This window comes from Pseudarthrobacter sp. fls2-241-R2A-127 (genome assembly GCF_030209355.1).
GTDB lineage: Bacteria > Actinomycetota > Actinomycetes > Actinomycetales > Micrococcaceae > Arthrobacter.
In genome coordinates this window covers 15,590-41,728 of record NZ_JARVSF010000043.1, presented here as the reverse complement: position 1 = coordinate 41,728, position 26,139 = coordinate 15,590, and the positions used below count along the sequence as shown (strand labels likewise).

24 protein-coding genes are annotated in these 26,139 nt (G+C 67.5%); 14 read left to right on the top strand and 10 right to left on the bottom strand.

Features of this window, described 5'->3' with window-relative positions; translation table 11 throughout:
* Positions 1-13 precede the first annotated feature (13 nt).
* Genes QRN53_RS19785 through QRN53_RS19770 form a run of 4 tightly spaced genes read left to right on the top strand, consistent with a single transcriptional unit; the run spans position 14 to position 4,828 of the window.
* Complete coding sequence (locus QRN53_RS19785; protein ID WP_285245511.1) at positions 14-1,759, top strand: nitrite/sulfite reductase; 1,746 nt, start codon at positions 14-16, stop codon at positions 1,757-1,759.
* Positions 1,723-2,478 carry a phosphoadenylyl-sulfate reductase gene (locus tag QRN53_RS19780; RefSeq protein ID WP_502934866.1) on the top strand — a complete coding sequence of 252 codons (756 nt, stop codon included), beginning with the start codon at positions 1,723-1,725 and terminating at the stop codon, positions 2,476-2,478. Before QRN53_RS19785 ends, QRN53_RS19780 begins: the two co-directional genes overlap by 37 nt.
* A complete protein-coding gene (gene cysD / locus QRN53_RS19775) occupies positions 2,475-3,419 on the top strand; it encodes a sulfate adenylyltransferase subunit CysD (RefSeq protein ID WP_285245509.1) in 945 nt (314 codons plus the stop codon). Before QRN53_RS19780 ends, cysD begins: the two co-directional genes overlap by 4 nt.
* A complete protein-coding gene (locus tag QRN53_RS19770; protein ID WP_285245508.1) occupies positions 3,419-4,828 on the top strand; it encodes a sulfate adenylyltransferase subunit 1 in 1,410 nt (469 codons plus the stop codon). The genes cysD and QRN53_RS19770 overlap by 1 nt, the downstream gene beginning before the upstream one ends.
* Positions 4,829-4,880: 52 nt before the next feature.
* Here the strand turns inward: QRN53_RS19770 and QRN53_RS19765 are convergent, their stop codons facing one another.
* The 3 genes from QRN53_RS19765 to QRN53_RS19755 all read right to left on the bottom strand — a co-directional run bounded on the left by QRN53_RS19765 (position 4,881) and on the right by QRN53_RS19755 (position 6,889).
* Positions 4,881-5,921, bottom strand: coding sequence for an IS3 family transposase (locus tag QRN53_RS19765; protein ID WP_285245507.1), 1,041 nt, complete (start codon positions 5,919-5,921; stop codon positions 4,881-4,883).
* The gene (locus tag QRN53_RS19760) at positions 5,885-6,331 is read right to left on the bottom strand and encodes a hypothetical protein (protein WP_285245506.1); all 447 of its coding nucleotides are present in this window, start codon (positions 6,329-6,331) and stop codon (positions 5,885-5,887) included. Before QRN53_RS19760 ends, QRN53_RS19765 begins: the two co-directional genes overlap by 37 nt.
* 120 nt (positions 6,332-6,451) lie before the next feature.
* Positions 6,452-6,889: an SRPBCC family protein gene (locus QRN53_RS19755; RefSeq protein ID WP_285245505.1), complete on the bottom strand. Its 438-nt coding sequence runs from the start codon at positions 6,887-6,889 to the stop codon at positions 6,452-6,454.
* A 261-nt stretch (positions 6,890-7,150) separates the two neighbouring features.
* On the opposite strand from QRN53_RS19755, the gene QRN53_RS19750 reads away from it, so the two are divergent.
* The 6 genes from QRN53_RS19750 to QRN53_RS19725 all read left to right on the top strand — a co-directional run bounded on the left by QRN53_RS19750 (position 7,151) and on the right by QRN53_RS19725 (position 13,536).
* Entirely contained in the window at positions 7,151-8,281 is a 1,131-nt protein-coding gene (locus tag QRN53_RS19750) for an ABC transporter substrate-binding protein (RefSeq protein ID WP_285245601.1), read from the top strand.
* A 27-nt stretch (positions 8,282-8,308) separates the two neighbouring features.
* On the top strand, positions 8,309-9,034 hold the full coding sequence (locus QRN53_RS19745; RefSeq protein ID WP_285245504.1) for an ABC transporter ATP-binding protein: 726 nt from the start codon (positions 8,309-8,311) through the stop codon (positions 9,032-9,034).
* Positions 9,024-9,989, top strand: a complete 966-nt coding sequence (locus tag QRN53_RS19740) for an ABC transporter permease (RefSeq protein WP_285245503.1) — start codon at positions 9,024-9,026, stop codon at positions 9,987-9,989. The genes QRN53_RS19745 and QRN53_RS19740 overlap by 11 nt, the downstream gene beginning before the upstream one ends.
* 197 nt (positions 9,990-10,186) lie before the next feature.
* On the top strand, positions 10,187-10,645 hold the full coding sequence (locus QRN53_RS19735; RefSeq protein WP_285245502.1) for an SRPBCC family protein: 459 nt from the start codon (positions 10,187-10,189) through the stop codon (positions 10,643-10,645).
* Positions 10,646-10,719: 74 nt separating this feature from the next.
* On the top strand, positions 10,720-11,982 hold the full coding sequence (cobA, locus tag QRN53_RS19730; RefSeq protein ID WP_285245501.1) for a uroporphyrinogen-III C-methyltransferase: 1,263 nt from the start codon (positions 10,720-10,722) through the stop codon (positions 11,980-11,982).
* An 87-nt stretch (positions 11,983-12,069) separates the two neighbouring features.
* Positions 12,070-13,536 (top strand): FAD-dependent oxidoreductase, encoded by a 1,467-nt coding sequence (locus tag QRN53_RS19725; RefSeq protein WP_285245500.1) that lies wholly within the window; start codon positions 12,070-12,072, stop codon positions 13,534-13,536.
* 91 nt (positions 13,537-13,627) lie between these two features.
* On the opposite strand, the gene QRN53_RS19720 is transcribed toward QRN53_RS19725, so the two are convergent.
* The 3 genes from QRN53_RS19720 to QRN53_RS19710 are packed head-to-tail and all read right to left on the bottom strand — an operon-like array spanning position 13,628 to position 15,995.
* Positions 13,628-14,845 carry an SRPBCC family protein gene (locus tag QRN53_RS19720; RefSeq protein ID WP_285245499.1) on the bottom strand — a complete coding sequence of 406 codons (1,218 nt, stop codon included), beginning with the start codon at positions 14,843-14,845 and terminating at the stop codon, positions 13,628-13,630.
* 28 nt (positions 14,846-14,873) lie between these two features.
* The gene (locus QRN53_RS19715) at positions 14,874-15,701 is read right to left on the bottom strand and encodes a DUF1206 domain-containing protein (protein ID WP_285245498.1); all 828 of its coding nucleotides are present in this window, start codon (positions 15,699-15,701) and stop codon (positions 14,874-14,876) included.
* Positions 15,702-15,704: 3 nt separating this feature from the next.
* On the bottom strand, positions 15,705-15,995 hold the full coding sequence (locus QRN53_RS19710) for a hypothetical protein (protein ID WP_285245497.1): 291 nt from the start codon (positions 15,993-15,995) through the stop codon (positions 15,705-15,707).
* Between the two features lie 160 nt (positions 15,996-16,155).
* Here QRN53_RS19710 and QRN53_RS19705 point away from each other — a divergent pair, with 160 nt between their 5' ends.
* Positions 16,156-16,695 (top strand): hypothetical protein, encoded by a 540-nt coding sequence (locus QRN53_RS19705; RefSeq protein ID WP_285245496.1) that lies wholly within the window; start codon positions 16,156-16,158, stop codon positions 16,693-16,695.
* 70 nt (positions 16,696-16,765) lie between these two features.
* On the opposite strand, the gene QRN53_RS19700 is transcribed toward QRN53_RS19705, so the two are convergent.
* Entirely contained in the window at positions 16,766-17,446 is a 681-nt protein-coding gene (locus QRN53_RS19700) for a FadR/GntR family transcriptional regulator (RefSeq protein WP_285245495.1), read from the bottom strand.
* 4 nt (positions 17,447-17,450) lie between these two features.
* Positions 17,451-18,719: an MFS transporter gene (locus QRN53_RS19695; protein WP_285245494.1), complete on the bottom strand. Its 1,269-nt coding sequence runs from the start codon at positions 18,717-18,719 to the stop codon at positions 17,451-17,453.
* A gap of 136 nt (positions 18,720-18,855) precedes the next feature.
* Between QRN53_RS19695 and QRN53_RS19690 the strand changes: the two genes are divergently transcribed.
* Positions 18,856-20,463 (top strand): CYTH and CHAD domain-containing protein, encoded by a 1,608-nt coding sequence (locus tag QRN53_RS19690; protein ID WP_285245493.1) that lies wholly within the window; start codon positions 18,856-18,858, stop codon positions 20,461-20,463.
* 8 nt (positions 20,464-20,471) lie between these two features.
* Here QRN53_RS19690 and QRN53_RS19685 read toward each other — a convergent pair whose 3' ends face one another.
* Entirely contained in the window at positions 20,472-21,908 is a 1,437-nt protein-coding gene (locus tag QRN53_RS19685) for a PucR family transcriptional regulator (RefSeq protein ID WP_285245492.1), read from the bottom strand.
* A 168-nt stretch (positions 21,909-22,076) separates the two neighbouring features.
* On the opposite strand from QRN53_RS19685, the gene QRN53_RS19680 reads away from it, so the two are divergent.
* Positions 22,077-23,507 (top strand): gamma-aminobutyraldehyde dehydrogenase, encoded by a 1,431-nt coding sequence (locus tag QRN53_RS19680; RefSeq protein WP_285245491.1) that lies wholly within the window; start codon positions 22,077-22,079, stop codon positions 23,505-23,507.
* A gap of 56 nt (positions 23,508-23,563) precedes the next feature.
* Positions 23,564-24,934: a 4-aminobutyrate--2-oxoglutarate transaminase gene (gene gabT, locus QRN53_RS19675; RefSeq protein WP_285245490.1), complete on the top strand. Its 1,371-nt coding sequence runs from the start codon at positions 23,564-23,566 to the stop codon at positions 24,932-24,934.
* 83 nt (positions 24,935-25,017) lie between these two features.
* On the opposite strand, the gene rarD is transcribed toward gabT, so the two are convergent.
* Positions 25,018-26,025, bottom strand: a complete 1,008-nt coding sequence (rarD, locus tag QRN53_RS19670; RefSeq protein WP_285245489.1) for an EamA family transporter RarD — start codon at positions 26,023-26,025, stop codon at positions 25,018-25,020.
* Positions 26,026-26,139 lie beyond the last annotated feature (114 nt).

Sequence of the window (26,139 nt, the reverse complement as noted above, 5' to 3'; positions counted from 1 at the left end):
CTACAGTCGATGCATGACTGATACAGCTCTAGCCGGAGCGTCTGCGGACTCCGCCGCCACCAAGCGCCCCGCACGCCCGTCCCGCCCCGCCGCGAAGCCGCACGGCCAGTGGAAGGTGGACGGCAAGACGCCGCTGAATGCCAACGAAACCTGGAAACAGGAAGACGACGGCCTGAATGTCCGCGAGCGTATCGAGACCATCTACGCCAAGGAAGGCTTCGACGCCATCCCGAGCCAGGACCTGCACGGCCGGTTCCGCTGGTGGGGCCTGTACACCCAGCGCAAGCAGGGGATCGACGGCGGCAAGACCGCTACGCTGGAGCCGCACGAGCTTGAGGACAAGTACTTCATGCTCCGGGTACGGATCGACGGCGGTGCGCTCACCACCGAGCAGCTGCGCGTGATCGGCCGGATCTCCGTGGACTTCGCCCGCGACTCGGCGGACCTCACCGACCGCCAGAACATCCAGCTGCACTGGATCCAGGTGGAGGACATCCCCGAGATCTGGAACCGCCTGGAATCCGTGGGCCTGTCCACCACCGAAGCCTGCGGCGACGTGCCCCGCGTCATCCTGGGCTCGCCCGTGGCCGGCATCGCCAAGGACGAGATCATCGATCCCACCCCGCTCATCGCCGAGCTGGGGGAGCGGTTCATCGGCAACCCGCTGCTGTCCAACCTGCCGCGCAAGTACAAGACCGCCATCACGGGCCACCCCAGCCAGGACGTGGTCCACGAGATCAACGACTTCGCCCTCGTGGGCGTCAAGCACCCGGAACTCGGCATCGGCTACGACCTCTGGGCCGGCGGCGCACTGTCCACCAACCCCATGCTGGGCAAGCGCCTGGGCGCGTTCGTCACCCCGGACCAGGCTGCCGACGTGTGGCTCGGGGTCACCAGCATCTTCCGCGACTACGGATACCGCCGCATGCGGACCAAGGCGCGCCTGAAGTTCCTGATGGCCGACTGGGGTCCGGAGAAGTTCCGCCAGATCCTCGAGGACGAATACCTCGGGTACAAGCTGGCCGACGGTCCCGCCGCCCCCAAACCGTCCACCCCGGGCGACCACGTGGGCGTGCACGAGCAGAAGGACGGCAAGTTCTTCATCGGCGCCACGCCGCTGGCCGGACGGCTCTCCGGCTCGGCACTGGTCAAGCTCGCCGACACCCTCGAGGCACGCGGCTCCTACCGGCTGCGCACCACCCCGCACCAGAAACTCGTGGTCCTGGACGTCGACAAGGACCAGGTGGAGCCCCTCGTGGCAGAACTGGACGCCCTGGGCCTGTCCGCACGGCCGTCAGTGTTCCGCCGCGGCACCATCGCCTGCACAGGTATCGAGTACTGCAAGCTGGCCATCGTTGAAACCAAGATGACCGCCGCCACGGCCGTGGCCGAGCTGGAACGCCGCCTGGCCGACCTCGCGGAATCCGGACAGCTGCCGCAGGCACTGTCCCTGCACATCAACGGTTGCCCCAACTCCTGCGCCCGTATCCAGACGGCGGACATCGGCCTCAAGGGCATGATGCTGCCAACGCCCGACGGCGATCCCTCCCCGGGTTTCCAGGTCCACCTTGGCGGCGGCCTGGCAAACAACACCCGCGAGGAAGCAGGCCTGGGACGTACAGTCCGCGGCCTGAAGGTCTACGTCGACGACCTGCCCGATTACGTGGAGCGCGTGGTCCGCCGGTTCGTCGCGGACCGGGCCGAGGGGCAGACCTTCGCCGAATGGGCCCACGCAGCAGACGAGGAGGCACTCCAGTGACAACCGCACAGCCGGCCAAGCTCCGTTCCAAGGAAGAGCTCAAGGCCCTGGCCGAAGCCGGCGCTGCCGAACTCGGCTGGGACGCTCCCGCCCGCGACGTGATCGCTTGGGTGGAGCGGAACTTCGACCTGTCCGCGGTCGCCGTCGCCTGCTCCATGGCCGACGCGGTCCTGCCCGCCCTGGTCGCTGACCAGATGCCCGGCGTCGACGTCCTGTTCCTGGAGACCGGCTACCACTTCCCGGAAACCTACGCCACCCGCGACGAGGTGGCCGCAAACCTCCGCGTCAACGTGGTGGACGTCCTCCCGGAGAACACCGTGGAGCAGCAGGACCGGCTCCTGGGCAAGGACCTCTTCGCCCGCGACGCCGCCCAGTGCTGCGCCCTCCGCAAGGTGGCCCCGCTGCAGCGGACCCTGGCAGGCTACGAACTCTGGTTCACCGGCGTCCGCCGCGATGAGGCCCCCACCCGCACCAACACCCCGCTGGTCAGTTGGGACGAGAAGAACGGCCTGGTCAAGGTCAACCCGATGGCAGCCTGGACGTTCGACGAGCTGGTCCAGTACTCGGACGACAACCTTTTGCCCGTCAACCCGCTGCTTTCCCAGGGTTACCCCTCCATTGGCTGCCAGCCCTGCACCCGCAAGGTGGCGCCCGGCGAAGATCCCCGCGCCGGCCGCTGGGCAGGATCCGACAAGACAGAATGCGGACTACACGTATGAGCACTTCACTTACCGAGGAGACCCAGGTGACCAAGGCCGGCGTCTCAACCCGACTGAGCAGCCTGGACACCCTTGAGTCCGAGGCCATCCACATCATCCGCGAGGTTGTTGCCGAGTTCGAGAAGCCTGCGCTGCTGTTCTCCGGCGGCAAGGACTCTGTGGTGATGCTGCACCTGGCCACCAAGGCGTTCTGGCCGGGGAAGGTTCCGTTCCCCGTGCTGCACGTGGACACCGGCCACAACTTCCCCGAGGTCATCGACTTCCGCGACCGCACTGTTGAGCGCCTCGGCCTGAAGCTCGTAGTGGGTTCCGTGCAGGAGTTCATTGACCGCGGCGAACTCGCCGAGCGTGCCGACGGCACCCGCAACCCGCTGCAGACCGTCCCGCTGCTGGACGCAATCCAGCAGAACAAGTTCGACGCCGTGTTCGGCGGCGGCCGCCGCGACGAGGACAAGGCCCGGGCCAAGGAGCGCATCCTGAGCCTGCGCGACGAGTTCGGCCAGTGGGACCCGCGCAACCAGCGCCCCGAGCTGTGGAACCTGTACAACGGCCGCCACACCGTGGGCCAGCACGTGCGCGCGTTCCCCATCAGCAACTGGACCGAGCTGGACATCTGGCGCTACATCGAACGCGAGAACATCGAGCTCCCCGGCCTGTACTACGCCCACCAGCGCGAGGTGTTCGCCCGCGACGGCATGTGGCGTGCCGTGGGCGAGGTGTCACAGCCGCGCCCCGACGAGGAAGTCATCACCAAGACCGTCCGCTACCGGACCGTGGGCGACATGTCCTGCACCGGCGCCGTGGAGTCGAACGCCTTCACGGTGTCCGACGTGGTGGTTGAAGTTGCCGCCTCCACCCTGACCGAACGTGGCGCCACCCGCGCAGATGACCGCATCTCCGAGGCCGCCATGGAAGACCGCAAGAAGGACGGGTACTTCTAATGACCACGATTTCCGAGATCCCGGCGGGATCCATCAACGAAGCCCTGCCCACCACGCTCTTCCGCTTCGCCACCGCGGGATCGGTCGACGACGGCAAGTCCACGCTGGTGGGACGCCTCCTTCACGATTCCAAGGCCATCCTCGCTGACACCCTCGACGCCGTGGCCCGCACCTCCGCGGACCGAGGCTTCGGCGGCGAAAAGGGCGGGATCGACCTGGCCCTGCTGACCGACGGCCTGCGCGCCGAGCGCGAACAGGGCATCACCATCGACGTGGCCTACCGCTACTTCGCCACTGACCGGCGCAGCTTCATCCTCGCCGACTGCCCCGGGCACGTGCAGTACACCAAGAACACGGTGACGGGCGCGTCCACCGCGGATGCCGTCGTCGTACTCATCGACGCCCGCAAGGGCGTTCTCGAGCAGACCCGCCGGCACCTGTCCGTGCTGCAGCTGCTGCGCGTGGCCCACGTGATCGTGGCCGTGAACAAGATCGACCTGGTGGACTTCAGCGAGTCCGTGTTCCGCGAGATCGAATCCGACGTGCAGCAGGTGGGCCGCGAACTGGGCCTTGGCTCGGACGGCATCTCCGACCTCCTGGTCATCCCGGTCTCGGCGCTCGACGGCGACAACGTGGTGGACCGCTCGGAGCGGACCCCCTGGTACACCGGTCCCGCCCTGCTTGAGGTCCTCGAAACCCTCCCGGCAGCCGACGAACTCGAAAGCCACTTGGAGAGCTTCCGCTTCCCGGTCCAGCTGGTGATCCGGCCGCAGGGTGCGCTGGCCCCCGACGCCGTCGCCGCCGGCCTGGACGTGGAGGCGTACCGCGACTACCGCGCCTACGCCGGCCAGATCACCGAGGGCTCGGTCAAGGTGGGGGACCAGGTCTCCGTCCTGGCGCCGGGCCAGTCCCCGCGGACCACCACCGTGGTGGGCATCGACTTCGCCGGTGCTTCCCTGGAGGAAGCCGCCGCGCCGCAGTCCGTGGCCATTCGCCTGGCGGACGAGTTCGACGTCGCCCGCGGTGACACCATCGCCGCCGCCGGCACCGTCCGCGAAGCCTCCGCCGACCTGTACGCCGCCCTCTGCTGGCTCTCGCCCAAGCCGCTGCGCGAAGGCCAGAAGGTGCTGGTCAAGCACGGCACCCGTACGGTGCAGGCCATGGTCCGCAACGTCTCCGGCAAGCTGGACCTGGCCACCTTCAAACTGGAGGCCGCCTCGAACCTGGAGCTCAACGACATCGGCCACGCGCAGCTCCGGCTCGCCGCCCCGCTGCCGCTGGAGAACTACCTGCACCACCGCCGCACCGGAGCGTTCCTGGTGATCGACCCCCTGGACGGCAACACGCTGGCCGCCGGCCTGGTCAAGGACCACCCGGGCGACCACGAGGACGAGCGCTACAGCATCTAGCCAGCGTCCAAATCGCCGGAAACCTGCGGGCTCGCCGTTCCTACGGTATATATCAAGCTGTCTGTGACAGCGGGGTGGTTTTGTGGTTGATGCCGGCCTGGGAGGGCACGGCTGGTGCGGCAGGTTTGTTGCGGTATCTCTGCGGATGGCGTGCATAGATCGCGTCGAGGGTGGCTTGCCGTTGTAGGCGTGCTTGGTTCCCGCGCCCTTTGTGGACGAGGTCCGGGGTGTAGTAGTTCAAACCGCTGTGGCGGTGGTTGGCGTTGTAGTTGTCGAAGAAAGCCGCCATGTAGTCCCGGGCGCGCTGGATGTCGCGGAAGCGGCGCGGAAAGTCCAGGTCGTATTTCACGGTCTTGAACAGTGATTCGGAGTAGGGATTGTCGTCCGAGACCCTTGGCCGGGAGTAGGACAGGGTGATGCCCAGGGACTGGGCCAGCTGAAGGGTACTGCCGGCCCTCATGGGTGCCCCGTTATCGGCATGAAGCACCTCGGGGCGCTGCCGGTTCACGGTGACCGCCTCGTTGATCAGTGCCGCGGCCAGGGACGCGGTTTCGGTGTGTTCGACCCGGTGCCCAACGACCTTGCGGGAGAACACGTCCAACATCGTGTAGAGCCGGTAGGTGTGTTTCCCCGGGCCGTGGAGCATCGTGATGTCCCAGCTCCACAGCTGGTTCGGGGCGGTGGCGTGCACGACCGGTTTGGCTCGTTTGGGACCGGTTGCCGTGCGTTGTTCGCGGCGGTCGCCGTTCTGTCCGTGCCGGGCCACGATGCGATGGGCGGCGGCGATGGAGAAGAAGCAGTGCCCGGCATCGAGCATCCGGTAGTAGGCCTGGGTAACGGAAAGGTTGGCGTATTCCCGGGAGTTCAACAGCTCCATGAACGCCTCGGCTTCGGCGTCGCTGATCCGGTTCGGGTAGGCCCGGTCGACATGAGGCACCAGGATCCCGGGCGGCGTGGGCGGGCTCAAGTGCCGGTACCAGGCCGTGCGGTGAATGCCCACCAGGGCGCAGGCCTTCACCGCTGACCAGCCGGCCGTGATCAGTTTCCCGGCAAAGGTCAGGGCGATGTCTTTCCAGATTTTGGCGTCAGCCACTCGGGCCGCTGCGGCTCCGGTTCTTCCAGTTTCGGATCCGTCGCCGCCGCGCTCTTGGCCATCGCGTCCAAGAGCGCGGAAGCTTTTCCCAGAATGTCCACGGCAGCCTCGGACCGTGCCAGTTTGGCCTTGAGGATTTCGTTTTCTTTCAAGACCCGTTTGAGCAACTGCTTATCGCCTGCGTTCAATCGCTGGTCCTCCTTTACCGTGTCGGATCTGGACCTCAGCTGACCGGCTTCCCTCTGCCGGCACCAGGTGTTGATGGTGCCTTCGGTGACGCCGGCCGCCCGGATGAATGCGGCCTTAGAGCCCCACTCCAAGCATTTGTCGTACTCATCCAGAATCGCGTGCTTCTGGTCGGTCGTGAAGTGCTTCCGATTCGTGACACGGACAGGCATAACGAAATCCATGATGGACCTTCCCCGTCCTGCGCGCCGGCCGCAACGACAGCGAAACTGTCACACAACAGCCTGACACACAGGGCCTAAACGGCTTGCCCGCAGCGTTCCGGCGATTTCGTGGTTAACGGCCTACGTCCGGCCCTCGAGGATCGACCTCAGCTTCTGCAGGTCCTTCCGGGTTTCACGCCGGACCATCGGCTCCATGAACAACCCTGCCAGCCGGGAGAAACCCGAGGGACTCCCGGTGTTGCCGAGCGTCATGCGCGTCCCGCCGTCGTCATCCGTCCAGGTGTAGGTGGTCTGCATGGGGAAGGGACCCTGGGCCGTCCTCATCACCAACCGCTCACCGGCAACGTATTCCACGAACTCGTAGGTGTACGTGAGCTCTTGGCCCAGGAATTTCGCCTTGAACGCCACCTTGGAGCCCACTCCGGCAGGGCCCTCGTCGAGCCGTTGCGCGCTGTGGATGTTCCGGTACCACGCGGGCGCGTTCCCGGGGTCTGCCGCGAACTCCGCCACTTCAAGACGGGGCCTGTCGATGTGGATCTCGGTCTGGACGTTCACCATGCCTGGTCTCCTTGCAGCTGCGGTTTGCTGTTGTGGCAAGCCTCGTAGCCACGTTAGCCCGGACGCCCGGGAGGCACAGCCGGCACGGTGCGGCACATGTGGCGGCCGTTGGTCAACGCCGCAGCGGCTGGATCCGTGAAACCGGGTTTCCGGGCGGCCGAATATGACGCTAGATGAACGTGCGTGACCCCCCGTTTCCGCGTCATTGAACGGGTTTAGGCCACTCCCTATGGTGAAACAATGACTAGTTCCAAGCCCGGGATGACCCGCATCGTGGCAGGCGAAAGCGCGGTCCCGAAGCGCAAGCGCGCCATCGAGGCTGCCCTGGCCCTCGGGCTTGTCCTGCTGATCGCCGTGGGGGCGGTTGTGGCCTCGAACGTCTCCCGCAACACCGAGGCCCAGGCGGCAGAACCCAGCCCCGCAGCAGAGCTCAAGCTTGGCTACTTCGGCAACGTCACCCACGCCTCGGCCCTGGTTGGCGTCAAAAAAGGATTCCTGCAGCAGGCCCTGGGGAGCACCAAACTCAGCACCGAGACCTTCAACGCCGGGCCTGCGGCCATCGAAGCCCTTAACGCCGGAGCTATCGACGCCGCCTACATCGGCCCCAACCCGGCCATCAACTCCTTCGCCAAGAGCCAGGGCCAGTCCGTCCGCGTGATTGCCGGCGCGGCGGCAGGCGGCGCACAGCTTGTGGTCAAACCCGGGATTGCCTCGGCCGCAGACCTCAAGGGCAAGACCTTGGCCTCACCGCAGCTTGGCGGAACCCAGGACGTCGCGCTTCGCGCCTGGCTCACTAAACAGGGGTACAAGACCAACGTGGACGGCACCGGCGACGTCGCCATCAACCCCACGGAGAACGCCCAGACCTTGAAGCTGTTCCAGGACGGAAAGCTCGACGGCGCGTGGTTGCCTGAGCCATGGGCCTCCCGCCTGGTGCTCCAGGCCGGAGCGAAGGTGCTGGTGGACGAAAAGGACCTGTGGGACGGGACCGGAACGGGCAAGCCCGGCGAGTTCCCCACCACCATCCTGATCGTGAACCAGAAGTTCGCCGCGGAGCACCCGGACACCGTCAAGGCCCTGCTGAAGGGCAACGCCGAGTCGGTGGCCTGGCTCAACTCGGCGCCAGCCGATGAGAAGGCCAACATCATCAACGCGGCCCTGCAGGAGTCTGCCGGGGCGGCCCTGCCCAGCGATGTCCTTGGCAGGTCCCTGGCAAACATCACTTTCACCCTCGACCCGCTGGCCGGCAGCTACCCCAAGCTGCTGCAGGACGGCGTCGACGCGGGCACCACCAAGAAGGCCGACATCAACGGGCTCTTCGACCTCCGCGCGCTCAACCAGGTCACCGGTGGCGCCAACAAGATTTCAGCAGCCGGCCTCGGCCAGGACTGACCCACCCAACTAGCTAAGGACGGCACCATGCCAGTCGTACTGGAACACCTGGGCAAGCGCTTCGGCGACGGCGCCCCGGTACTGGACGACGTCAACGCCAACATCGAACGGGGCGAGTTCGTCGCCCTCCTCGGTGCCTCCGGCTGCGGCAAGTCCACCCTCCTGAACATCATCGCGGGACTCGAGGCGCCGTCGTCGGGCGCCCTGGAAGTGCCCAGCGACGGTGCTGCGTTCATGTTCCAGGACGCCGCGCTCTTCCCGTGGCTGACCGCCCGGGAGAACATCGAACTGGCCCTGAAGCTGCGCGGTGTGGGCAAGGCCGAACGCCGTGCCAAGGCCCAGGAGCTCCTGGAACTGGTGCACCTGGGCTCTGCCGGCGACAAGCGCCCGCATGAACTCTCCGGCGGCATGCGGCAGCGCGTCTCCCTGGCCCGCTCCCTCGCCCAGGACCGTCAGCTCCTGCTCATGGATGAACCCTTTGCCGCGTTGGACGCCATCACCCGTGACCTGCTGCACGACGAGCTGGAACGGATCTGGAAGGAAACCGGACGCACCATCGTGTTCGTCACCCACAATGTCCGCGAGGCCGTCCGCCTGGGACAGCGAGTCCTGCTGCTGTCCTCCCGGCCCGGCCGCGTGGTCCAGGAGTGGGCCGTTACCGAGGAACACCGAACCGACGCCGGGCTTGCCGGCCAGCTGACCGGGGTCATCACTGCCCGGCTGCGGGAGGAGATTCGCCGCCATGCCAAGTAATCCGCCTTTGGTTGAGGAGGAACCGGTGGTTGAGCCCGCTGACGCCAAGCCCGCAGCCCGCGAGCACGTCCATGCCGCTTTGACGCGGACGTCCACCGGGCATGAGGACCTCCGCGAACTCGAATCCGGGCTGGACTCGCTGCAGTCCGACGCCGCCCGCAAGCACCGGATCGACTGGAGCCGGCTCCTCCTGCCCCTGGCCGCACTGGTGGTCCTGGTGCTGGTCTGGCAGTTCTACGTCTCGCTCGGTGTCAAGCGCCGCGACCTGGTACCCGGGCCGCTGGACGTCCTTGGCCAGCTGGGCATTCTCTGGGGCGACGGCAAACTGCAGGAATCGGTGTGGACGTCGCTGCAGCGCGGCGTGGTGGGCTTCCTCATCTCGGTGGCCATCGCCACGCCGGTGGGGCTACTCCTGGCCCAGGTGGCGCCGCTGCGGCGCGCTTTCGGGCCGCTCATCTCGGGCCTTCAGGTCCTGCCCTCGGTGGCCTGGGTCCCCGCGGCCATCATTTGGTTCGGCCTTACCGACGCCACCGTCTACTTCGTGGTGTTCATGGGAGCCATCCCCTCCATCATCAACGGGCTCATTTCCGGCGTGGACCAGATCCCGCCGCAATACAGGCGCGTGGGGACAGTCCTGGGTGCTTCCCGGCTCCAGATGGCCCTCCAGGTTGTCCTTCCGGCCGCGCTGCCGGGCTACCTGGGCGGCCTTAAGCAGGGCTGGGCGTTCTCTTGGCGTTCCCTTATGGCCGCCGAGATCATTGCGGTGGGCGGCACCATAGGCTTCGGCCTTGGCTCGCTGCTTGACCAGGGCCGGACCCTCTCGGACATGGCTGTGGTCATGGCGGCCATCCTCCTGATCCTCGCGGTGGGCATCCTGATCGAGTTGCTCGTTTTCGGTCCCATCGAGAAGCGGCTCCTCCGCAGCCGTGGGCTCCTGGCAGGGAGCACCCGCTGAGCCAGCCCCTCCAAACGCACCGCTAGGGCCCGACGGCGACCTCCCGCCGTCGGGCTCTTGCCGTTTCTGACGCGTTTGCGTCACTTTTAGCCCCGCCAAAGCCCCGGAGCCCTGGTCTTGCAGGAGCTGCCCGGTCGGTAGACCCTGAAAATCACGCAAATGCGTCGCACCCGCCAGGCCGGTGGCAGACTGGCGCCATGACAGCCAGCTTCGTGTGCCGCACCGAGTCCCCACTCCCCGTGGAGCAGCTCTTCGACCGGGCGCGCAGCATCGACCTGCACCTGGACTCGCAGCAGGCATCCGGAGAGCGCGCGGTGGGCGGCGTCACCAGCGGGCTGATCGGGGAGGGCCAGGACGTCACGTGGCGGGCCCGGCACTTCGGCATTCCACTCACCATGACCAGCAGGGTCACCCGCCTGGACTTCCCCCGCACTTTCACCGACGAGCAGGTCGCCGGCCCCTTCAAGCACTTCCGGCACGTCCACGAGTTCGAGCGGACGCCTGCCGGCAGCGTGATGACAGACAGGGTGGAGTTCACCGCCCCGCTGGGAGTCCTGGGCCGCGCCGTCGAGCGCCTCGTCCTGGCCCGGTACCTGGAACGGCTCATCACCAGCAGGGGCCGGTTCCTTGCAGCCGGCGCCAAGAACCCTTTGTGACGCAGCGTTACCTTGCGTGAACTGGTGTTGCTCGGCCTTTGTTGGCGAATGTGACGCGGCCCTACCGTTGATCCATGGCAATTCAGGACATATACCCCACGGCGCTGCGGCTGCTCGGCCGCCCCGTGCTGGTGGTGGGCGGCGGCCCCGTTGCTGCACGGCGCGCCAAGGGCCTGCTCGACGCCGGTGCCGTGGTGACCGTCGTGGCACCGGTTGCCTCGCCCGCGCTGAAGGACATGGCCGACGCCGGCCTGCTCACCTGGGAAGCGCGGCCGTACCTCTCCAGCGACGTCGACGGCGTGTGGTTCGCCCAGACCGCCACCGGTGACCCGGAGGTGGACGCACAGGTATCGGCCGACGCCGAGGCGCAGCGCGTTTGGTGCGTCAACGCCTCCAACCATGAAGCGTCCGCCGCCTGGACCCCCGCTGTCGCCGTGGTGGACGACGTCAAGATCGCCGTGAACGCCGGGGGAGACCCGCGCCGCGCCATGGCAGTCCGCGACGCCGTCGCCACCGCCCTCGAAACCGGCGACCTGCCGTTGCGCCGCCGCCGCGCGCACCGCGGAACTGTTGCCTTGGTGGGCGGTGGTCCCGGCGATACCGGCCTCATCACCGTCCGCGGCCGGCGGCTCCTGGGCCAGGCCGACGTCGTGGTGGCCGACCGCCTCGGCCCCCGCGAACTGCTGAACGAACTCGCCCCGGACGTCCGCATCATCGAAGTGGGCAAGACCCCCGGCCACCACCCCGTACCGCAGGCAGAGATCAACCGGATCCTCGTTGAGGAAGCGCTCAAGGGCCACCGCGTGGTCCGGCTCAAGGGCGGCGACCCGTATGTGCTGGGACGCGGCGGCGAGGAAGCCGAATACTGCCGCCAGCACGGCGTCGAGGTTGAGGTGGTCTCCGGCGTGACGTCCGCCATCTCCGTCCCGGCAGCCGCCGGGATTCCCGTCACCCACCGTGGCCTGGCCAAGGGCTTCAGCGTGGTCACCGGCCACGAAGAACTCTCCGAAGTTCCTGCCCGGGCCGACCACACCATCATCCTGCTCATGGGCGTGGGCCAGCTCCGGGAATCCGCGTCCGCGCTGGGCGAAGCCGGACTGCCTGCAGACACCCCCGTTGGTATCGTTGAAAACGGCTATTTGCCGGACCAGCGCGTCACCATCGGCACGCTCGGTTCCATCGCCGACCAGGCCCAGGCGGCCGGCGTCGCAAATCCTGCCGTGATTGTCATCGGTGACGTGGTGCGCGTGAGCCCGTTCGCGCCGTCGCACTTCAAAACCGCTGACTACGGCACCACCACCCCGAACAGCCCCCGCAAGACCGTCCTCACCCACTGAAACCCATCGATTGCTCCGTAGTTGTCGTTATGAGCGTTCAAAACGACAAGTACTCAGCAATCGATGCAGAAGAAAAGGAACACAGCCGTGTCATCCAGCACCACCGTAGGAACTGCTGCGCGTCCGCTGCGCGTCGCCGTCGTTGGCTCCGGCCCGGCCGGCGTCTACGCCGCCGACATCCTCACCAAGAGCGAGGCCGTCAAGAGCGGCGAGCTGACCGTCAGCATCGACCTCTTTGACCGCTACCCCGCACCCTACGGCCTGATCCGCTACGGCGTGGCTCCGGACCACCCCCGCATCAAGGGCATCGTCAACGCCCTGCACAAGGTCCTGGACCGGGGCGACATCCGCTTCTTCGGCAACGTGGACTACGGCACGGACCTCACCATCGAGGACCTCCGCACCCACTACGACGCCGTCATCTTCGCCACCGGCGCCATCAAGGACGCGGACCTGAACATCCCGGGCATCGAACTGGACGGCTCCTACGGCGGCGCCGACTTCGTTTCCTGGTACGACGGCCACCCGGACGTGCCGCGCGAGTGGCCCCTGGACGCCAAGGAAATCGCCGTCCTGGGCAACGGCAACGTGGCCTTGGACGTGGCCCGAGTCCTGTCCAAGCACGCGGACGACCTCCTGGTCACCGAAATCCCGGACAACGTCTACGCCGGCCTGAAGAACTCCCCGGTTACGGACGTGCACGTCTTCGGCCGCCGCGGCCCCGCCCAGGTCAAGTTCACCCCGCTGGAGCTGCGCGAGCTGTCCCACTCCAAGGACGTGGACATCATCCTGTACCCGGAGGACTTCGAGTTCGACGAGGAATCGGACCGCCAGATCCAGACCAACAACCAGACCAAGACCATGGTTGGCACGCTCACCAACTGGATCGCCGAGCAGCCCGAGGACCTCTCCGAGCTGAAGGCTTCCCGCCGCCTGCACCTGCACTTTCTGCACAGCCCGGTGGAGATCTACGACGACGCCGACGCCCCCGGCAACGTGGCCGGCATCAAGTTCGAGCGCACCGAGCTGGACGGCACCGGCAACGCCCGCGGTACCGGCGAGTACGTGGACTACCCCGTCCAGGCCGTGTACCGCGCCATCGGCTACTTCGGTTCTGCGCTGCCGGACGTCGAGTTCGACCACAAGAAGGGCGTGGTAACGAACGACGGCGGCCGGGTCCTGGATGCTTCGGGTGCGCACGTGCCGGGCCTCTACGCCACCGGCTGGATCAAGCGCGGACCGGTCGGGCTCATCGGCCACACCAAGGGCGACGCCCTGGAGACCGTCACGTACCTGCTGGAAGACCGCGAAAACCTGCCGGTCGCCGATGCACCCGAGGAAAGTGCCGTCGTCGAACTGCTCGACTCCCGCGGCGTGAAGTTCACCAGCTGGGAAGGCTGGTTGGCGCTGGACGCCCACGAGCTCGCTCTCGGCGCGGCGGCCACCGAGGCCGGTGGCTCGCACGGCGTCGAGGTCAAGCGTGAGCGCATCAAGGTGGTGCCGCGCGAGGACATGGTTTCCATCTCCCGCGATGGCGTGGCCGCGCAGGTCTAAGGATTAACAGAAGGCTGGAACCGCGGAACCCATTGGTCCCGCGGTTCCTGCTTTTAAGTGTTGTTAACCGGCCTGCGCTACTTTGAGCCGGCTATTTCCCTGCGCCCCCGATGGCCATGAGCTCCAGCCGCCGCAGGGTCTCCCGGTTCCGGGCCGAGATGATGGGATGGCGCAGGGCCTTGGGCATCAGCTTGCCGGGACCGTGGATGGCGTCTTCGGCAATGGTCACCAGGCATTGGGATCCCCGGTCCTCCAGGGTGATTTCCACTTTGGCCTCGCCCATGGGCCAGCCCCGCGCCACGAGCTCCAGCGAACGGCCGGGATCGACGGCGGTCACGCGGGAGCTGTCATCGATCACCAGCGGCCAGGCACCCACCGAGTGGTGGAGGTTGGCCCCCACCCGAGGCCATTCGGCGTCCACATCCCTGATCCGGGAGGCGCCCACCACCCAGCCGGAGTACAGCCAGCCGTCTGCGATGACGCGCCAGACGTCGGCGGAGGGGGCGTTGAACAGCTGCGAGACGGTGGACATGGGGTTCCTTCCGGTTGCGGTGGTGCTTTCCTGTAGCTGTACCGCGGAGTTCGTGGCGGACGCTTCCTGATGGGGACGTCCGACGGCGGGAGGTGCGGCCCGCCGCGCGGCCCGGTAGGACGGCTTCCGGAGCCGCCGGGTCCAGCCGTAAGCCTGGGCTCCTGGAGGCTGTTTCTCAAGGGGATCGAACCGCAAGGGGGTATCTCCAGGATGGATGCCGGCGTGGAGCCGCAGCTCACCGCATTCGCGCCACGGGCCGCCCGGCGTGGCCCAGTGCAGCCCCAGCACCCATTCCCCGGCGGCCAGCGAACCCGCGGGCAGGTTCCGCGTCCGCAGGCCCAGCAGCACCGGGCCCCGCCGGCCGCGGTACGGCATGAGCGTGGTCATGGTGGCGCCGGCGACGTCCAGGCGGGGCATGAGCACGAACCGGCCCGGCAATCCCCAGCCGGTGGAGGCGAACAGGACATCAGCCGGACCGGCTGCGTCGCCCGACGGGGACACCCGAAGGGCCAGGCCCAGGATGTCCGGGACCGCCTGCGGCAGCCCCACGGAGCGTGAAAAGCGCGCCACCACCTTGTCTGTGCCGGGGGAGTCCAGCCAGTCGATGCCGCTGGCCCCGGCCGGGTTTCCGGTCCTGGCCAGCTCTCCGGCCAGGCCCAGCCCCTGCGGGTGGATCGGCCGGTCCGGCCGGGCGACCTTCAGGAGCCGGAAGAGGGCAGCAAAGGCCTGGCCGGTACCTCCGGTCACGGCGGACAGAACGCGCAGCTGCTGGGTCATACTTCCTTCCTACCCATAATCCGCGGGACTACATGCGCCCGAACCGGGCCCGGATCAACGCGAAAATCCCGTACGCGATGAAGCCCACGCCAATCGCCACCAGCAGGGTGGGACCGAACGGATGGTCCTGCAAGGCCTTGAGGCTGCCGTCCAGTCCGGTGGATTCATCGGGCCGGTGCTTGGCAGCGGCGATCACGAACAGCAGCCCGGTGAGGACCAGCGCGATGCCCTTGGCCACGTGGCCTGTAACGCCAAGGCTGTCGATCAACCGGCCCCGCCGGGTGCCGTCAAAGTGGAACAGTTCTTCCTTGAATCCGCGCCGGAGGCCTTTGACGATGAAGTAGATGCCGATGCCGAGGACAGTCAGGCCCAGCGCCACCAGGACCCAGGGCCCCGCCGGGTGCGCCATCACGCCGGCACTGAAATCCTTGGTGTTCTCTCCCGAGTCGCTGGGCTGCCCCACCGCGAACCCCGCAAAGCTGAGGCCCACGCTGCCGTACGCGACAGCAAGGAAACCCGATGACAGCAGTTTGGCCAGCCGTTCCTTACGGGGCAAGCTCCGGGCGCGGAGGGTCGCTTCGCTGGCCTGCCAGAGGGCCAGTCCCAGGCAGGCCGCCACGCACGCCCACATCACGATGGTGCCGAAGGGGTTGTCCGCCAGCCGGGCGATGGCACCGGTGGGTTCGGCGTCCCCCGGGTGGCCAAAGGCGATGGCGATCGCGATGGCGCCCACGATCACGTGGAGCAGCGCCATGACGGCGAATCCCGTGCGGGCCAGGACATCGAGCGCCTTGTGGTTGGACGCGTCTTCGATGGCATCGGCTGCCTGGCTGAGGGTGGAATCGCCGTCGGACATGCCCTAGCCGTTCATGGGCCCTTCGGCCCGCATCTTCTCGGCTCCCGGGCCCTCAACATGGACCGTGCAGCGGACCACCAGCTGGCCGGGGGCGTTGTCCAGCTCCACGAGTGAATCGTGGCCGCTGAGTACGGTGAACACCTCTGAACCGGGTAGGACGCTGACGCCTTTGGACTTTGCGGTTTCCCGGGCGTTCCCGAGTGCCTCGCGCTCCAGCGCGTCCACGTAGCCGCTGTCACTTTCCCGGGCGGGGTTCCCGAAGGCCCAGCCGAACAATGTCCCTGTGTTTCCCATGGCGTTGATATTACGCGGTCAGCAGGGCCGGGGGCCGGGCTTTCGTAATATTAGTAAGTGTGCTTAGTATGAGCAGACCATACCTTGATTAGGACACGGCATGCGACACCCGCGGAGGGCGGCACGCCGAGACCCGTTCACAACGTTAGGAATGTACATCATGGCAGGAAATCTCTTTGCGCGTTCAGTTCACGACCTGACGGCGGCAGCATGGTTCGGCGGATCGCTGATGGGCGCCATAGGACTGAACGGAGCAGCGGCGCAGGCCAAGGATCCCGCGGAACGCACCCGGCTTTCCAGCGCCGGCTGGATGCGGTGGGCTCCGGTCCAGACCGCGGCGTTCGCCGCGCACCTTGCGGCAGACCTCGCCATCGCCTGGGACAACAAGGGCCGGATCGCCAAGCAGGACGGGGTGGCACGCGATACCGCCATCAAGACCGTCGTGACGCTCGCGGGCGCCGGGGTGACCCTGTACTCCGGCATCCTGGGCAAGAAGGTGGAGAAGCTTGCCGATGAGGGTGCCAAGGGTGCCACGGAGCCGTACCCGGCAGCGTCGGACGAACTGAAGTCCGCCCAGCAGCAGCTCAAGCTCCTGCAGTGGGCCATTCCCGGATTCGCCGCGCTGGTGATCATCCTGGGTGCCAAGCACGGCGAGATGCAGCGCCCCACGAACGTCCTTGCGGGCCTGCGCCGGAACTAATTCACCGGCAGGCACAGGACGGACGACGACGGCCCGGCACCCACGGTGCCGGGCCGTTCGTTGTGCGGCGCTACTCCGCCAGCCACTCCGCGCAGGAGTTCAGGTTCCGGTTCACGGTGGCCACGGCGTCGTCCTCGTGCCGCCGTTCGATGGCGTCCAGCAGGGTTTCGTGGCCGTCCCGGGGGAGCCCGTTGAAGCCCTGCCGCCGCTGCTGCGTGAGCAGGTCCTGGTGGAATGCAGTCCCGAAGCTGGCGTACAGCTCATGCAGCAGGGGGTTGCCCGATGCCTGGGCCACCCCCAGATGGAACTGCCAGTCGGCGTCGGCCCACGCCTCGACGTCGCCGTTCTTCCAGGCCTGGTCCCGGGCGCCGAGGAGGTCACGCAGGGCCGTGACGTCGTCGTCCGTGGCATTCCGGGCGGCCAGCCGGGCAGCCTGGGTGTCCAGGCCCAGCCGGACCTCGAGGATGTGCTGCTCGGTGTGGTCCTGGTAGAGCCGCCGCGCGGCACCGGACATCTCGTTCGTGGCCCGCACGTACGTACCGTCGCCCCGGCGGACCTCCAGCATGCCGCCGTGGGCCAGCGCCTTCACCGCTTCGCGCAGGGTGCCGCGGGAAACCCCCAGCCGGGCCATGAGTTCGGGCTCGGGCGGGATGCGCTGGTTCAGGACCCACTCGCCGGAGTGGACCATCTCCCGCAGCTTGGCGGTGACTTCGGTGGCCAGCGGCTGGCGGACGGAAGGGCTCAGCGACACGGTGCTACTTCCTTTCCGCCGGGCTCGTGCCGGACATCGGGCGTCCGGTGATCAGGTGGGCCACCACGATTTGCACCAGGGCCAGTGCGAGCAGGAGTACCAGCGGCAGGGTCCAGCCGCCTGTGGCGCTGTGCAGCAGGCCCATGCCGAACGGACCCGCCGTCGCCAGCAGGTATCCCGAAGACTGCGCCAGCGTGGACAGCGCTGTGGTCTCGGCGGTGCTTGTCCCGCTGCGGCTGATCATCACCATCACCAGGGGGAAGATGCCCAGGCCGAAACCGATCAGGACGGCCGGAATGGCCGCCAGCCCCACGGGCAGGACCAGCAGCGCCGCGATTCCCGCCGCCATGGTGACGCTCACCAGGTAGAACGCCGGGCGCAGCATGCGCGGGCGGGAGCCGATGGCGATCAGCACCATGCCGGCCGGGACGGACACCAGCTGCATTAATCCGAACATCAGCCCGCTGTCCGAGGCGCTCAGGCCCATGGTGGTGAGCATGTACGGCAGCCAGCTCAGCAGCGCGTAGGCCAGCAGGGCCTGGAGGGTAAAGATCGCGGTGAGGAGCTGGCCTTTCCGGGTGCGCAGCAGGGGCCACGGGGAGATATGGGGTGCGGTGCTCCGGACCGTGTGGCGGTGGGCGTGCAGCGCCACGGGGAGGAAGCCCAGCAGGGCGGCCACGGCGGCGATGCCCACCATGCCGACGGCGGCGGACGGCGATCCGAGGGCCTGGGCCAGCGGGACCACCATGACGGAGGTCAGGGTGCCGCCGGTGGTCATTGTCACGGTGTAGACGGCCGTCATGAGTGAGGTCCGGGCGGCGAAGTGTTCGCGGATGAAGGACGGCATGGCCACGTTGCACACGGCCAGGCCGGACATGCCCACCACGCTGCCGGCCACGAGCATTCCGGTGGCGGGAATACCGCGCAGCAGTAAGCCGCCGGCCAGGAGGGTCAGGGACAGCAGGATGGCCTTCTCCACGCCGAGCTTGCCGCTCAGCCAGGAGGTTGCGGCGCCCGCCACCGCGAAACACAGGGTGGGAATGGACGGGATGATGGCTGCCACCAGGGTCCCGTAGCCCAGGACGGCCTGGAGGTCGTGCAGCAGGGCCGAGGCTCCGGTGATGCCCGCGCGCAGGTTCAGCCCGATGAGCACCAGGGCGATCACGCCGAAGACGACGGCGGAGCGCGGTTTGGCGGGCGCCGTTCCGTTGGCGGTGCCGGCCGGGAGGGTGGCAGTTGCGGGTGGCGCGGACGCTGGGGGAGTGGCAGGCATACTACTCACCCTAAAGGTTAGACGTTTGATGTTTGAGCTTTTGTGGCCAACCTCTCGCCGACGCCGGGAGCTGGCATAGACTGCGAACGGACTGTCGGAGGGCCTGGCATGGACCGGGCGGTGCGGAAGGACGGCTGTGGAGGCTTCGCGGGGACTTGAGATCGAGAAGAAGTACGACGTCGACACCGACGCCGTGGTGCCGGCACTGGAGCAGGCCGCCGGGGTGGCCCGGACCGGGAAACCCCACACCGACCTCCTTGAGGCGGTGTACTTCGACACCCCCGCCCATGACCTGGCAGGACGCCGGATCACACTCCGACGACGCACCGGCGGCACCGACGCGGGGTGGCACCTGAAGCTCCCTCCCACCGCTGCCGCCGCGCCGGGGGAAGGTCCCCAGCCGCGGACGGAGCTGCATGCACCCCTTGGCCGTCCCGACGCCGTCCCGGACAGCCTCATGGCCCACCTCCACGCCTACCTGCGCGGATCCGTTCCGGTGCCGGTGGTCCGGCTGGAAACCCGGCGCACCACCTACCCCCTGTACGGCGACGACGGCGTGCACCTCGCCGACCTCGCCGACGACCACGTTTCCGCGGAGCGGCTGGCCGGAGGGGACAAGGACGGCAGCACGCACGGGCAGTGGCGGGAGTGGGAAGTGGAACTGGTCCACGGCGGGCCTGCCCTCTTCGGGCCGGTGGAAGAGGTGCTGGCCGCCGCCGGTGCCCGGCCCGCCGCGCACGCCTCGAAGCTCGCACGAGCCCTGGGCACGGGCAAGTCAGCCGCGAAGCGTTCCAACGGCGCCGCCCCCGACCGCGATGCGCCCGGCAACAACCCCGGAACCAGCCCCGCCCTGCTGGCCGGGAAGCGCGCCCCGGCAGCCGCCGTCGTTACCGTCTTCTTGGCGTCGCAGATCGACGCGATCCTCGCCATCGACTCCGCCGTCCGGCTCGAGGAACCCGAAGCTGTGCACACTATGCGCTCCTCGGCGCGCCGCATCCGGTCGGTCCTGGGGGCCTACGGAAAGCTGTACCGGGCATCGCCCGTGCGCCGGCTCCAGGCCGAGCTGAAATGGCTGGGCCAGCTGCTCGGCCAGCCGCGCGACGCCGAAGTCCTGCGCGCGCAGCTCCGCAGCCAGCTGGCAGACCTTCCAGCCGGGGAAGGCGTGGCCGCCGCCACGGCGGCGGTTGAACACCGGACAGGGGAAGATTTCGACGCCGCCTACCGCCTCCTGCAGGAAGCGCTGGGCTCGGCCCGCTACTTCCGGCTCCTGGACAACCTCGAGGATTTCCGCGACAACCCGCCGGTGCGCGCCGATGCTGTCACCTCCGGCCGCAAGGCGGCGGCGAAAGCCGTGGACAAGGCTGCCACGAAGCTGAAGCGTTCGCACAAAGCGGCCACGCGAGCCCACCGCGGAACGGACCAGGAACTTGCCCTGCACCGCGTCCGCAAGGACGCAAAGAGGCTGCGCTACGTAGCTGAGTCAGCTGCGCTGGTCCGCGGCAAGCGCGCCGCCAAGGTGGCCAAGGCCGCGCGCCGGCAACAGAAGGTCCTGGGCAGCTTCCAGGACGCCGTGGTGGCCAGGGAACTGCTGACGGCCCTTGCCGCGGACGGCAGCGACCCGGCCACTGCCGCCGTCTACACCGAGATGCTCGGCCAGCAGGATGCGATCATGCTGGCCGCGCACGCCAAATACCTTAAGGCCCGGAAGAAATCCGGGGACCTGTTCCGCCGCGGCATCCTTTGAGGTTGGGCCTATCTGCCCTGCCTCGCTGAAAGCCGCGCCACGGCCAGGGCCAGCCACAACTGCACCCGGTCCGCGGTGATCGAGGGGTCGTAGCCGGTCAGCTCGGTGATCTGGGCAAGCCGGTACCGTACGGTGTTGCGGTGCAGGGTAAGTTCTTCCGCCACCGCGGCCACCGAGCCGTTGTTGTTCAGGTAGCTTTCCAGCGTGGCCATCAGCTCCGAGCCGTGCGCGGCATCAAAGGCCCGCAGCGGGTTCAGCGATTCATGGGCCATGTCAGCCAGCGGCACATCCTCGCTGGCCAGCAGCAGCGAAGTCAGGCTCAGCCGCTCGGGCTCATTCACGGGCAGGCCGTGGCTTGCGGCGTCGCGTGCCTCGAAGTAGCTCCAGCGCAGCCCGTTGGGCTTGGTGTAGGCACCGCCGATGCCGATTGTGGCGTGGATTCCGGCCTCCGCCAGGTGGTCGCTCAGCCCGCGGGCCAGCGCCGGTGCCGCGCCGCCGTCGTCATTGACCACCAACACCAAATCCTTGCCCACGACGGCGGCCACAGCTTTCTGGAGCTCCTGCGGCACCGAGGTGCTCCCCAAGGCTTTGCCGTGGGCGGCGGACACCGCCAGCAGCACAACGTTCTTTCGGGTGCTGTTCACGCCCACGCCGGCCAGGCGGCGCTGCGCCTCACTGGTTTCCAGGGCGCCGTGGATCACGTCCTCCAGCACCTGGCCGCACAGCGCGCGCTCGGCCTGGCGCTGCTTGACCATGTTGTTCAGTTCCACGCTGATCAGGTTCTGCGCGTACCCGATGATGCCCGTGTCCTCGAAAGGTTGGCGGACCCACAGCGTGCAGGCATCCCGCCGGCCGGTGGGCACCGGGTAGCTGGACCACGTATCCGCGGACGGGGTGGAGGTGCTGCTGTTGTACAACTGCGCGGCGAACTGGGTCAGCGCAATGTCCGTGCGCAGCATGCCGCCCAGGTTCTTCAACAACTCGGCCAGGCCGCCGCCGGTCAGGAGCGCGCGGGCCAGCACCTGGTGGCCGGCGATCAGCCGCTCGAGCTTGGCGTAATGATCTGCCGACTGCGCGTCCGCCACCAGCTTGGTGATGGCGATGAAAGGCGTCTCGTACGGGACCTCCACCACCGGCAGGCCCCAGCGGTTCGCCTCTGCCAGCAGTGCCGGGGGTACTGCCTCATGGGTCAGGCCCACCCCGAATCCGATGCCCACCGCGCCGGCCCGCTGGACCTGGCGGACAAAGCGGCGCTGCTCGGGGGCGGAGCGCAGCCGCAGGCCGGTGGTGAGGACAAGTTCCCCGCCGTTGAGGAACCGCTGCGGATCCTCAAGTTCGGTGACCGCCACCCAGTTGATGTCCTGGTTCCAGGTGGTCTCCGCCACGCCCGCCTTGGACAGCTTCAGGGACGTTACGCCCACCAGGGCAGCAAGGGAAATGGCCATGAAGCAAGGATAAACGTGAGCTGGGCAACCGCACTAAACCTCTTCCGCAAGGGTGTGCAGGTGGCTATTCACCCCGCTGGGGGCCTGGCATAGGCTCAATGCAGTTCCATCCATCCGTTCCGGCCTCCGCCCGGGCGCCGATGGCTCCTACGAAAGAGGTTGCACACCGTGGTCCAAACCTTGCAAAACTTCATCAACGGCACGTTCGTCACCCCGGCCGGCACAGTCCTGCTGGACGTGGTCAACCCCGCCAACGGCGAAGTGGTGGCACACGCCCCCGTTTCCGTGCAGGCAGATGTGGACGCCGCCATGAACGCCGCGAAGGAAGCATTCCGGACCTGGAAGCACGTCACCCCTGGCCAGCGCCAGCTTATGCTGCTCAAGCTCGCCGACGCCATCGAGGCCAACAGCGACGAACTCGTTGAGGCACAGCACCGCAACACCGGCCAGGTCCGCTCCCTGATCGCCTCCGAAGAAGTCGCTGCCGGCGCCGACCAGCTGCGTTTCTTTGCCGGGGCCGCCCGCATCATGGAAGGCAAGTCCGCCGGCGAGTACTTCGAGGGCCACACCTCCTACGTGCGCCGCGAACCCATCGGCGTGGTGGCCCAGGTGGCACCGTGGAACTACCCGTTCCTGATGGCCATCTGGAAGATCGGCCCCGCCCTTGCCGCCGGCAACACCGTGGTCCTCAAGCCCTCCGACACCACGCCTGAGTCCACCCTGGTGCTGGCCCGCCTCGCCGGCGACATCTTCCCCGCCGGTGTCCTCAACGTTGTCCTGGGTACAGGCGAAACCGGGGCCATGATGGTGGAGCACAAGATCCCCGGCCTGGTGTCCATCACCGGGTCTGTCCGGGCAGGCATCGCGGTCGCGTCCGGGGCGGCCAAGGGCCTCAAGCGCGCCCACCTGGAGCTGGGCGGCAAGGCCCCGGCGATCGTCTTTGCGGACGCGGACATCAAGAAGAGCGCCGCGGCCATCGCCGAGTTCGCCTTCTTCAATGCCGGCCAGGACTGCACCGCCATCACCCGGGTGCTGGTGCAGGACTCCGTTCACGACGACGTCGTGGCCGCCATGGTGGAGCACACCAAGACCCTGCACACCGGCTCGCAGAACGACGAAGAGAACTACTTCGGCCCCCTGAACAACATCAACCACTTCAACGCCGTGACCTCCGTGGTGGAGAACCTGCCGGAGAACTGCCGCATCGAAACCGGCGGACACCGGGCAGGGGAGAAGGGCTACTTCTTCGAACCCACCATCGTCACCGGCGCCAAGCAGACCGACGATATCGTGCAGAAGGAAACGTTCGGGCCGGTCATCACCGTCCAGAAGTTCAGCACGGAAGCCGAAGCGGTGGAACTGGCCAACGACGTGGACTACGCCCTGGCCTCCAGCGTCTGGACCACCAACCACGGAACCGCCATGCGGCTGAGCCGCGACCTGGACTTCGGTGCCGTCTGGATCAACACCCACATCCTCCTCACCGCCGAAATGCCGCACGGCGGTTTCAAGCAGTCCGGCTACGGCAAGGACCTCTCCATGTACGGCGTGGAGGACTACACCCGCATCAAGCACGTGATGTCCGCCCTCGACGCCTGACCCATTACCCGCTGGTTGAACCCGCCGAAACCCGGAATCGCAGAAAGAAAAGAACCATGACCACCACCGCATCAGACATCACGTTCCGCCTCGAGCAGAAGCGCAACGTCCAGGCCGACTTCCCGGGTCCCAAGTCCGTGGCACTGACCGAGCGCCGCAAGTCCGTGGTGGCTGCCGGCGTTGCCTCCAGCGTCCCCGTGTACGTGGCGGACGCCGACGGCGGCATCATCCACGACGTCGACGGCAACTCCTACATCGACCTCGGCTCGGGCATCGCCGTGACCAGCGTGGGCGCCTCTGATCCCGCCGTCGTTGGTGCCGTCAAGGAAGCCGTGGAGCACTTCACCCACACCTGCTTCATGGTCACTCCTTACGAGGGCTATGTCGCGGTTGCCGAGCAGTTGAACCGCCTCACCCCCGGTGACCACGAAAAGCGCACCGTGCTCTTCAACTCCGGCGCCGAGGCCGTGGAGAACGCCATCAAGGTAGCGCGCCTGGCAACCGGTCGCGACGCCGTCGTCGCCTTCGACCACGCCTACCACGGCCGCACCAACCTGACCATGGCACTGACCGCCAAGGCCATGCCGTACAAGACCAATTTCGGCCCGTTCGCGCCCGAGGTCTACCGCATGCCCATGAGCTACCCGTACCGCGAGGAAAACCCCTCGATCACCGGCGCCGAGGCAGCAAAGCGCGCCATCACCATGATCGAGAAGCAGATCGGCGGCGACCAGGTTGCCGCGATCATCATCGAACCCATCCAGGGTGAGGGTGGCTTCATCGTCCCGGCTGAGGGCTTCCTGCCCGCGCTGGCTGCCTGGGCCAAGGAGAAGGGCATCGTCTTCATCGCCGACGAGGTCCAGTCCGGCTTCTGCCGCACCGGTGAATGGTTCGCCGTCAACCACGAAGGCATCGTCCCGGACATCATGACCATGGCCAAGGGCATCGCCGGCGGCATGCCGCTGTCTGCCATCACCGGCCGCGCCGACCTGCTCGACGCCGTCCACCCCGGCGGCCTGGGCGGCACCTACGGCGGCAACCCCGTGGCATGTGCCGCAGCGCTGGCCTCGATCGGTTCCATGGAGGAGTACGACCTCAACGGCCGTGCCCGCCACATCGAGGAACTCGCGCTGGGCCGGCTCCGCGACCTGCAGGCCGAACTGGCCGGTGCCGGTACCGCCGTGATCGGCGACGTCCGTGGCCGCGGCGCCATGCTCGCCGTCGAACTCGTCCAGGCCGGTTCCAAAGAACCGAACCCGGAGCTGACCAAGGCCGTGGCCGCCGCCTGCCTGAAGGAAGGCGTCATCATCCTCACCTGCGGCACCTACGGCAACGTCATCCGCCTGCTGCCGCCCCTGGTTATCACCGACGAACTGCTGGCCGACGGCCTGGAAGTCCTCGCCGCCGCCATCAAGGCTCACGCCTAACCGGAAAGACTCCCTCCGGCAAATACAAAGAAGGTGGGCACCGCAGCTGCGGTGCCCACCTTCTTTGTGCCTGGCCGGCCCTCTCAGGCGGCCGCCCGGACCGCCCTGCGGGCCAGCGAATTCCGGCGTGCCGTCCGCAGCATGTCCAGCGTGAGCAGCAGCAGGGCCAGCCACACCACGCCAAACCCGATCCAGCGCTCCATGGTCATGGACTCCCGGAACACCAGCAGCGCCACCAGGAACTGCAGGATGGGGGCGAAGTACTGAAGCAACCCGATAGTGGTCATGGGCAGCCGCCGGGCGGAGGCGCCGAAGAACAGCAGCGGAACCGCGGTGATGACGCCGGAGGCCAGCAGCAGCCAGAAGTGCCCCGCTCCCTGGGTGGTCAGGGTGGCGGTCCCGCCAGCGGCCAGGACAACCATGGCCACGGCTGCCAGCGGGGCCAGGACCATGGTCTCGACGCTGAGGCTGGTGATGGCGTCCACCCTCGATCCCACCCGGTTCTTGACGAACCCGTACAAGCCGAAGCTGAAGGCCAGCGTCAACGCGATCCAGGGAAGTTTCCCGTAGGAGTACGTCAGCACGCCTACCGCGATGAAGCCGACGCCGACGGCGGCCCACTGGAGCGGCCGGAGGCGTTCCTTCAGGACAAACACGCCCAGCAAGACGGACACGAGCGGGTTGATGAAGTAGCCCAGCGAGGTTTCCACAGCCTGCCCGGTGGTCACGCCGTAGGTGTAGGTCAACCAGTTGATCGCAATGAGGAACGCTGCCAGCGCGAGCGGACCAAACACGCGCCGGTCCTTCACCGCGGTGGCAAGCACGCGCCAGGTCCGGGTTACCGTGATCAGGAGTACGCAGAACAGCAGGGACCACACCACGCGGTTGGCCACGATTTCGACGGCGCCGGCCGGCATGAGGATGAAGAAGTACAGGGGGAGCAGCCCCCACAAAACGTACGCGCCGATGCCGAAGAGCATGCCCGCCGTCGTGTCCTTTGCGACGGGCTTGGGGCCCGTGGTGGCCGCGGGCTGGTCCCCGGGGGCCGGGGACGTAGTGGCTGGGGCGGCTTGGGACGTTCGTTCTGGCATGGGCACGATGTCAATAACAGCAGTCCCGGGGCAGGTATTCCAGCCGGAACACGGGCAAACCGCAAGAACAATCAGTAGGCTTTCTTTATGACATCTGCCTACCGGCCATCCGCC

Coding starts and splice junctions, on each gene's coding strand:
- QRN53_RS19785 (WP_285245511.1), top strand. CDS start 14: ATGACTGATACAGCTCTAGCCGGAGCGTCTGCGGACTCCGCCGCCACC.
- QRN53_RS19780 (WP_502934866.1), top strand. CDS start 1,723: ATGGGCCCACGCAGCAGACGAGGAGGCACTCCAGTGACAACCGCACAG.
- cysD (WP_285245509.1), top strand. CDS start 2,475: ATGAGCACTTCACTTACCGAGGAGACCCAGGTGACCAAGGCCGGCGTC.
- QRN53_RS19770 (WP_285245508.1), top strand. CDS start 3,419: ATGACCACGATTTCCGAGATCCCGGCGGGATCCATCAACGAAGCCCTG.
- QRN53_RS19760 (WP_285245506.1), bottom strand. CDS start 6,331: ATGGATTTCGTTATGCCTGTCCGTGTCACGAATCGGAAGCACTTCACG.
- QRN53_RS19755 (WP_285245505.1), bottom strand. CDS start 6,889: ATGGTGAACGTCCAGACCGAGATCCACATCGACAGGCCCCGTCTTGAA.
- QRN53_RS19750 (WP_285245601.1), top strand. CDS start 7,151: ATGACCCGCATCGTGGCAGGCGAAAGCGCGGTCCCGAAGCGCAAGCGC.
- QRN53_RS19745 (WP_285245504.1), top strand. CDS start 8,309: ATGCCAGTCGTACTGGAACACCTGGGCAAGCGCTTCGGCGACGGCGCC.
- QRN53_RS19740 (WP_285245503.1), top strand. CDS start 9,024: ATGCCAAGTAATCCGCCTTTGGTTGAGGAGGAACCGGTGGTTGAGCCC.
- QRN53_RS19735 (WP_285245502.1), top strand. CDS start 10,187: ATGACAGCCAGCTTCGTGTGCCGCACCGAGTCCCCACTCCCCGTGGAG.
- cobA (WP_285245501.1), top strand. CDS start 10,720: ATGGCAATTCAGGACATATACCCCACGGCGCTGCGGCTGCTCGGCCGC.
- QRN53_RS19720 (WP_285245499.1), bottom strand. CDS start 14,845: ATGACCCAGCAGCTGCGCGTTCTGTCCGCCGTGACCGGAGGTACCGGC.
- QRN53_RS19715 (WP_285245498.1), bottom strand. CDS start 15,701: ATGTCCGACGGCGATTCCACCCTCAGCCAGGCAGCCGATGCCATCGAA.
- QRN53_RS19710 (WP_285245497.1), bottom strand. CDS start 15,995: ATGGGAAACACAGGGACATTGTTCGGCTGGGCCTTCGGGAACCCCGCC.
- QRN53_RS19705 (WP_285245496.1), top strand. CDS start 16,156: ATGGCAGGAAATCTCTTTGCGCGTTCAGTTCACGACCTGACGGCGGCA.
- QRN53_RS19695 (WP_285245494.1), bottom strand. CDS start 18,719: ATGCCTGCCACTCCCCCAGCGTCCGCGCCACCCGCAACTGCCACCCTC.
- QRN53_RS19685 (WP_285245492.1), bottom strand. CDS start 21,908: ATGGCCATTTCCCTTGCTGCCCTGGTGGGCGTAACGTCCCTGAAGCTG.
- gabT (WP_285245490.1), top strand. CDS start 23,564: ATGACCACCACCGCATCAGACATCACGTTCCGCCTCGAGCAGAAGCGC.
- rarD (WP_285245489.1), bottom strand. CDS start 26,025: ATGCCAGAACGAACGTCCCAAGCCGCCCCAGCCACTACGTCCCCGGCC.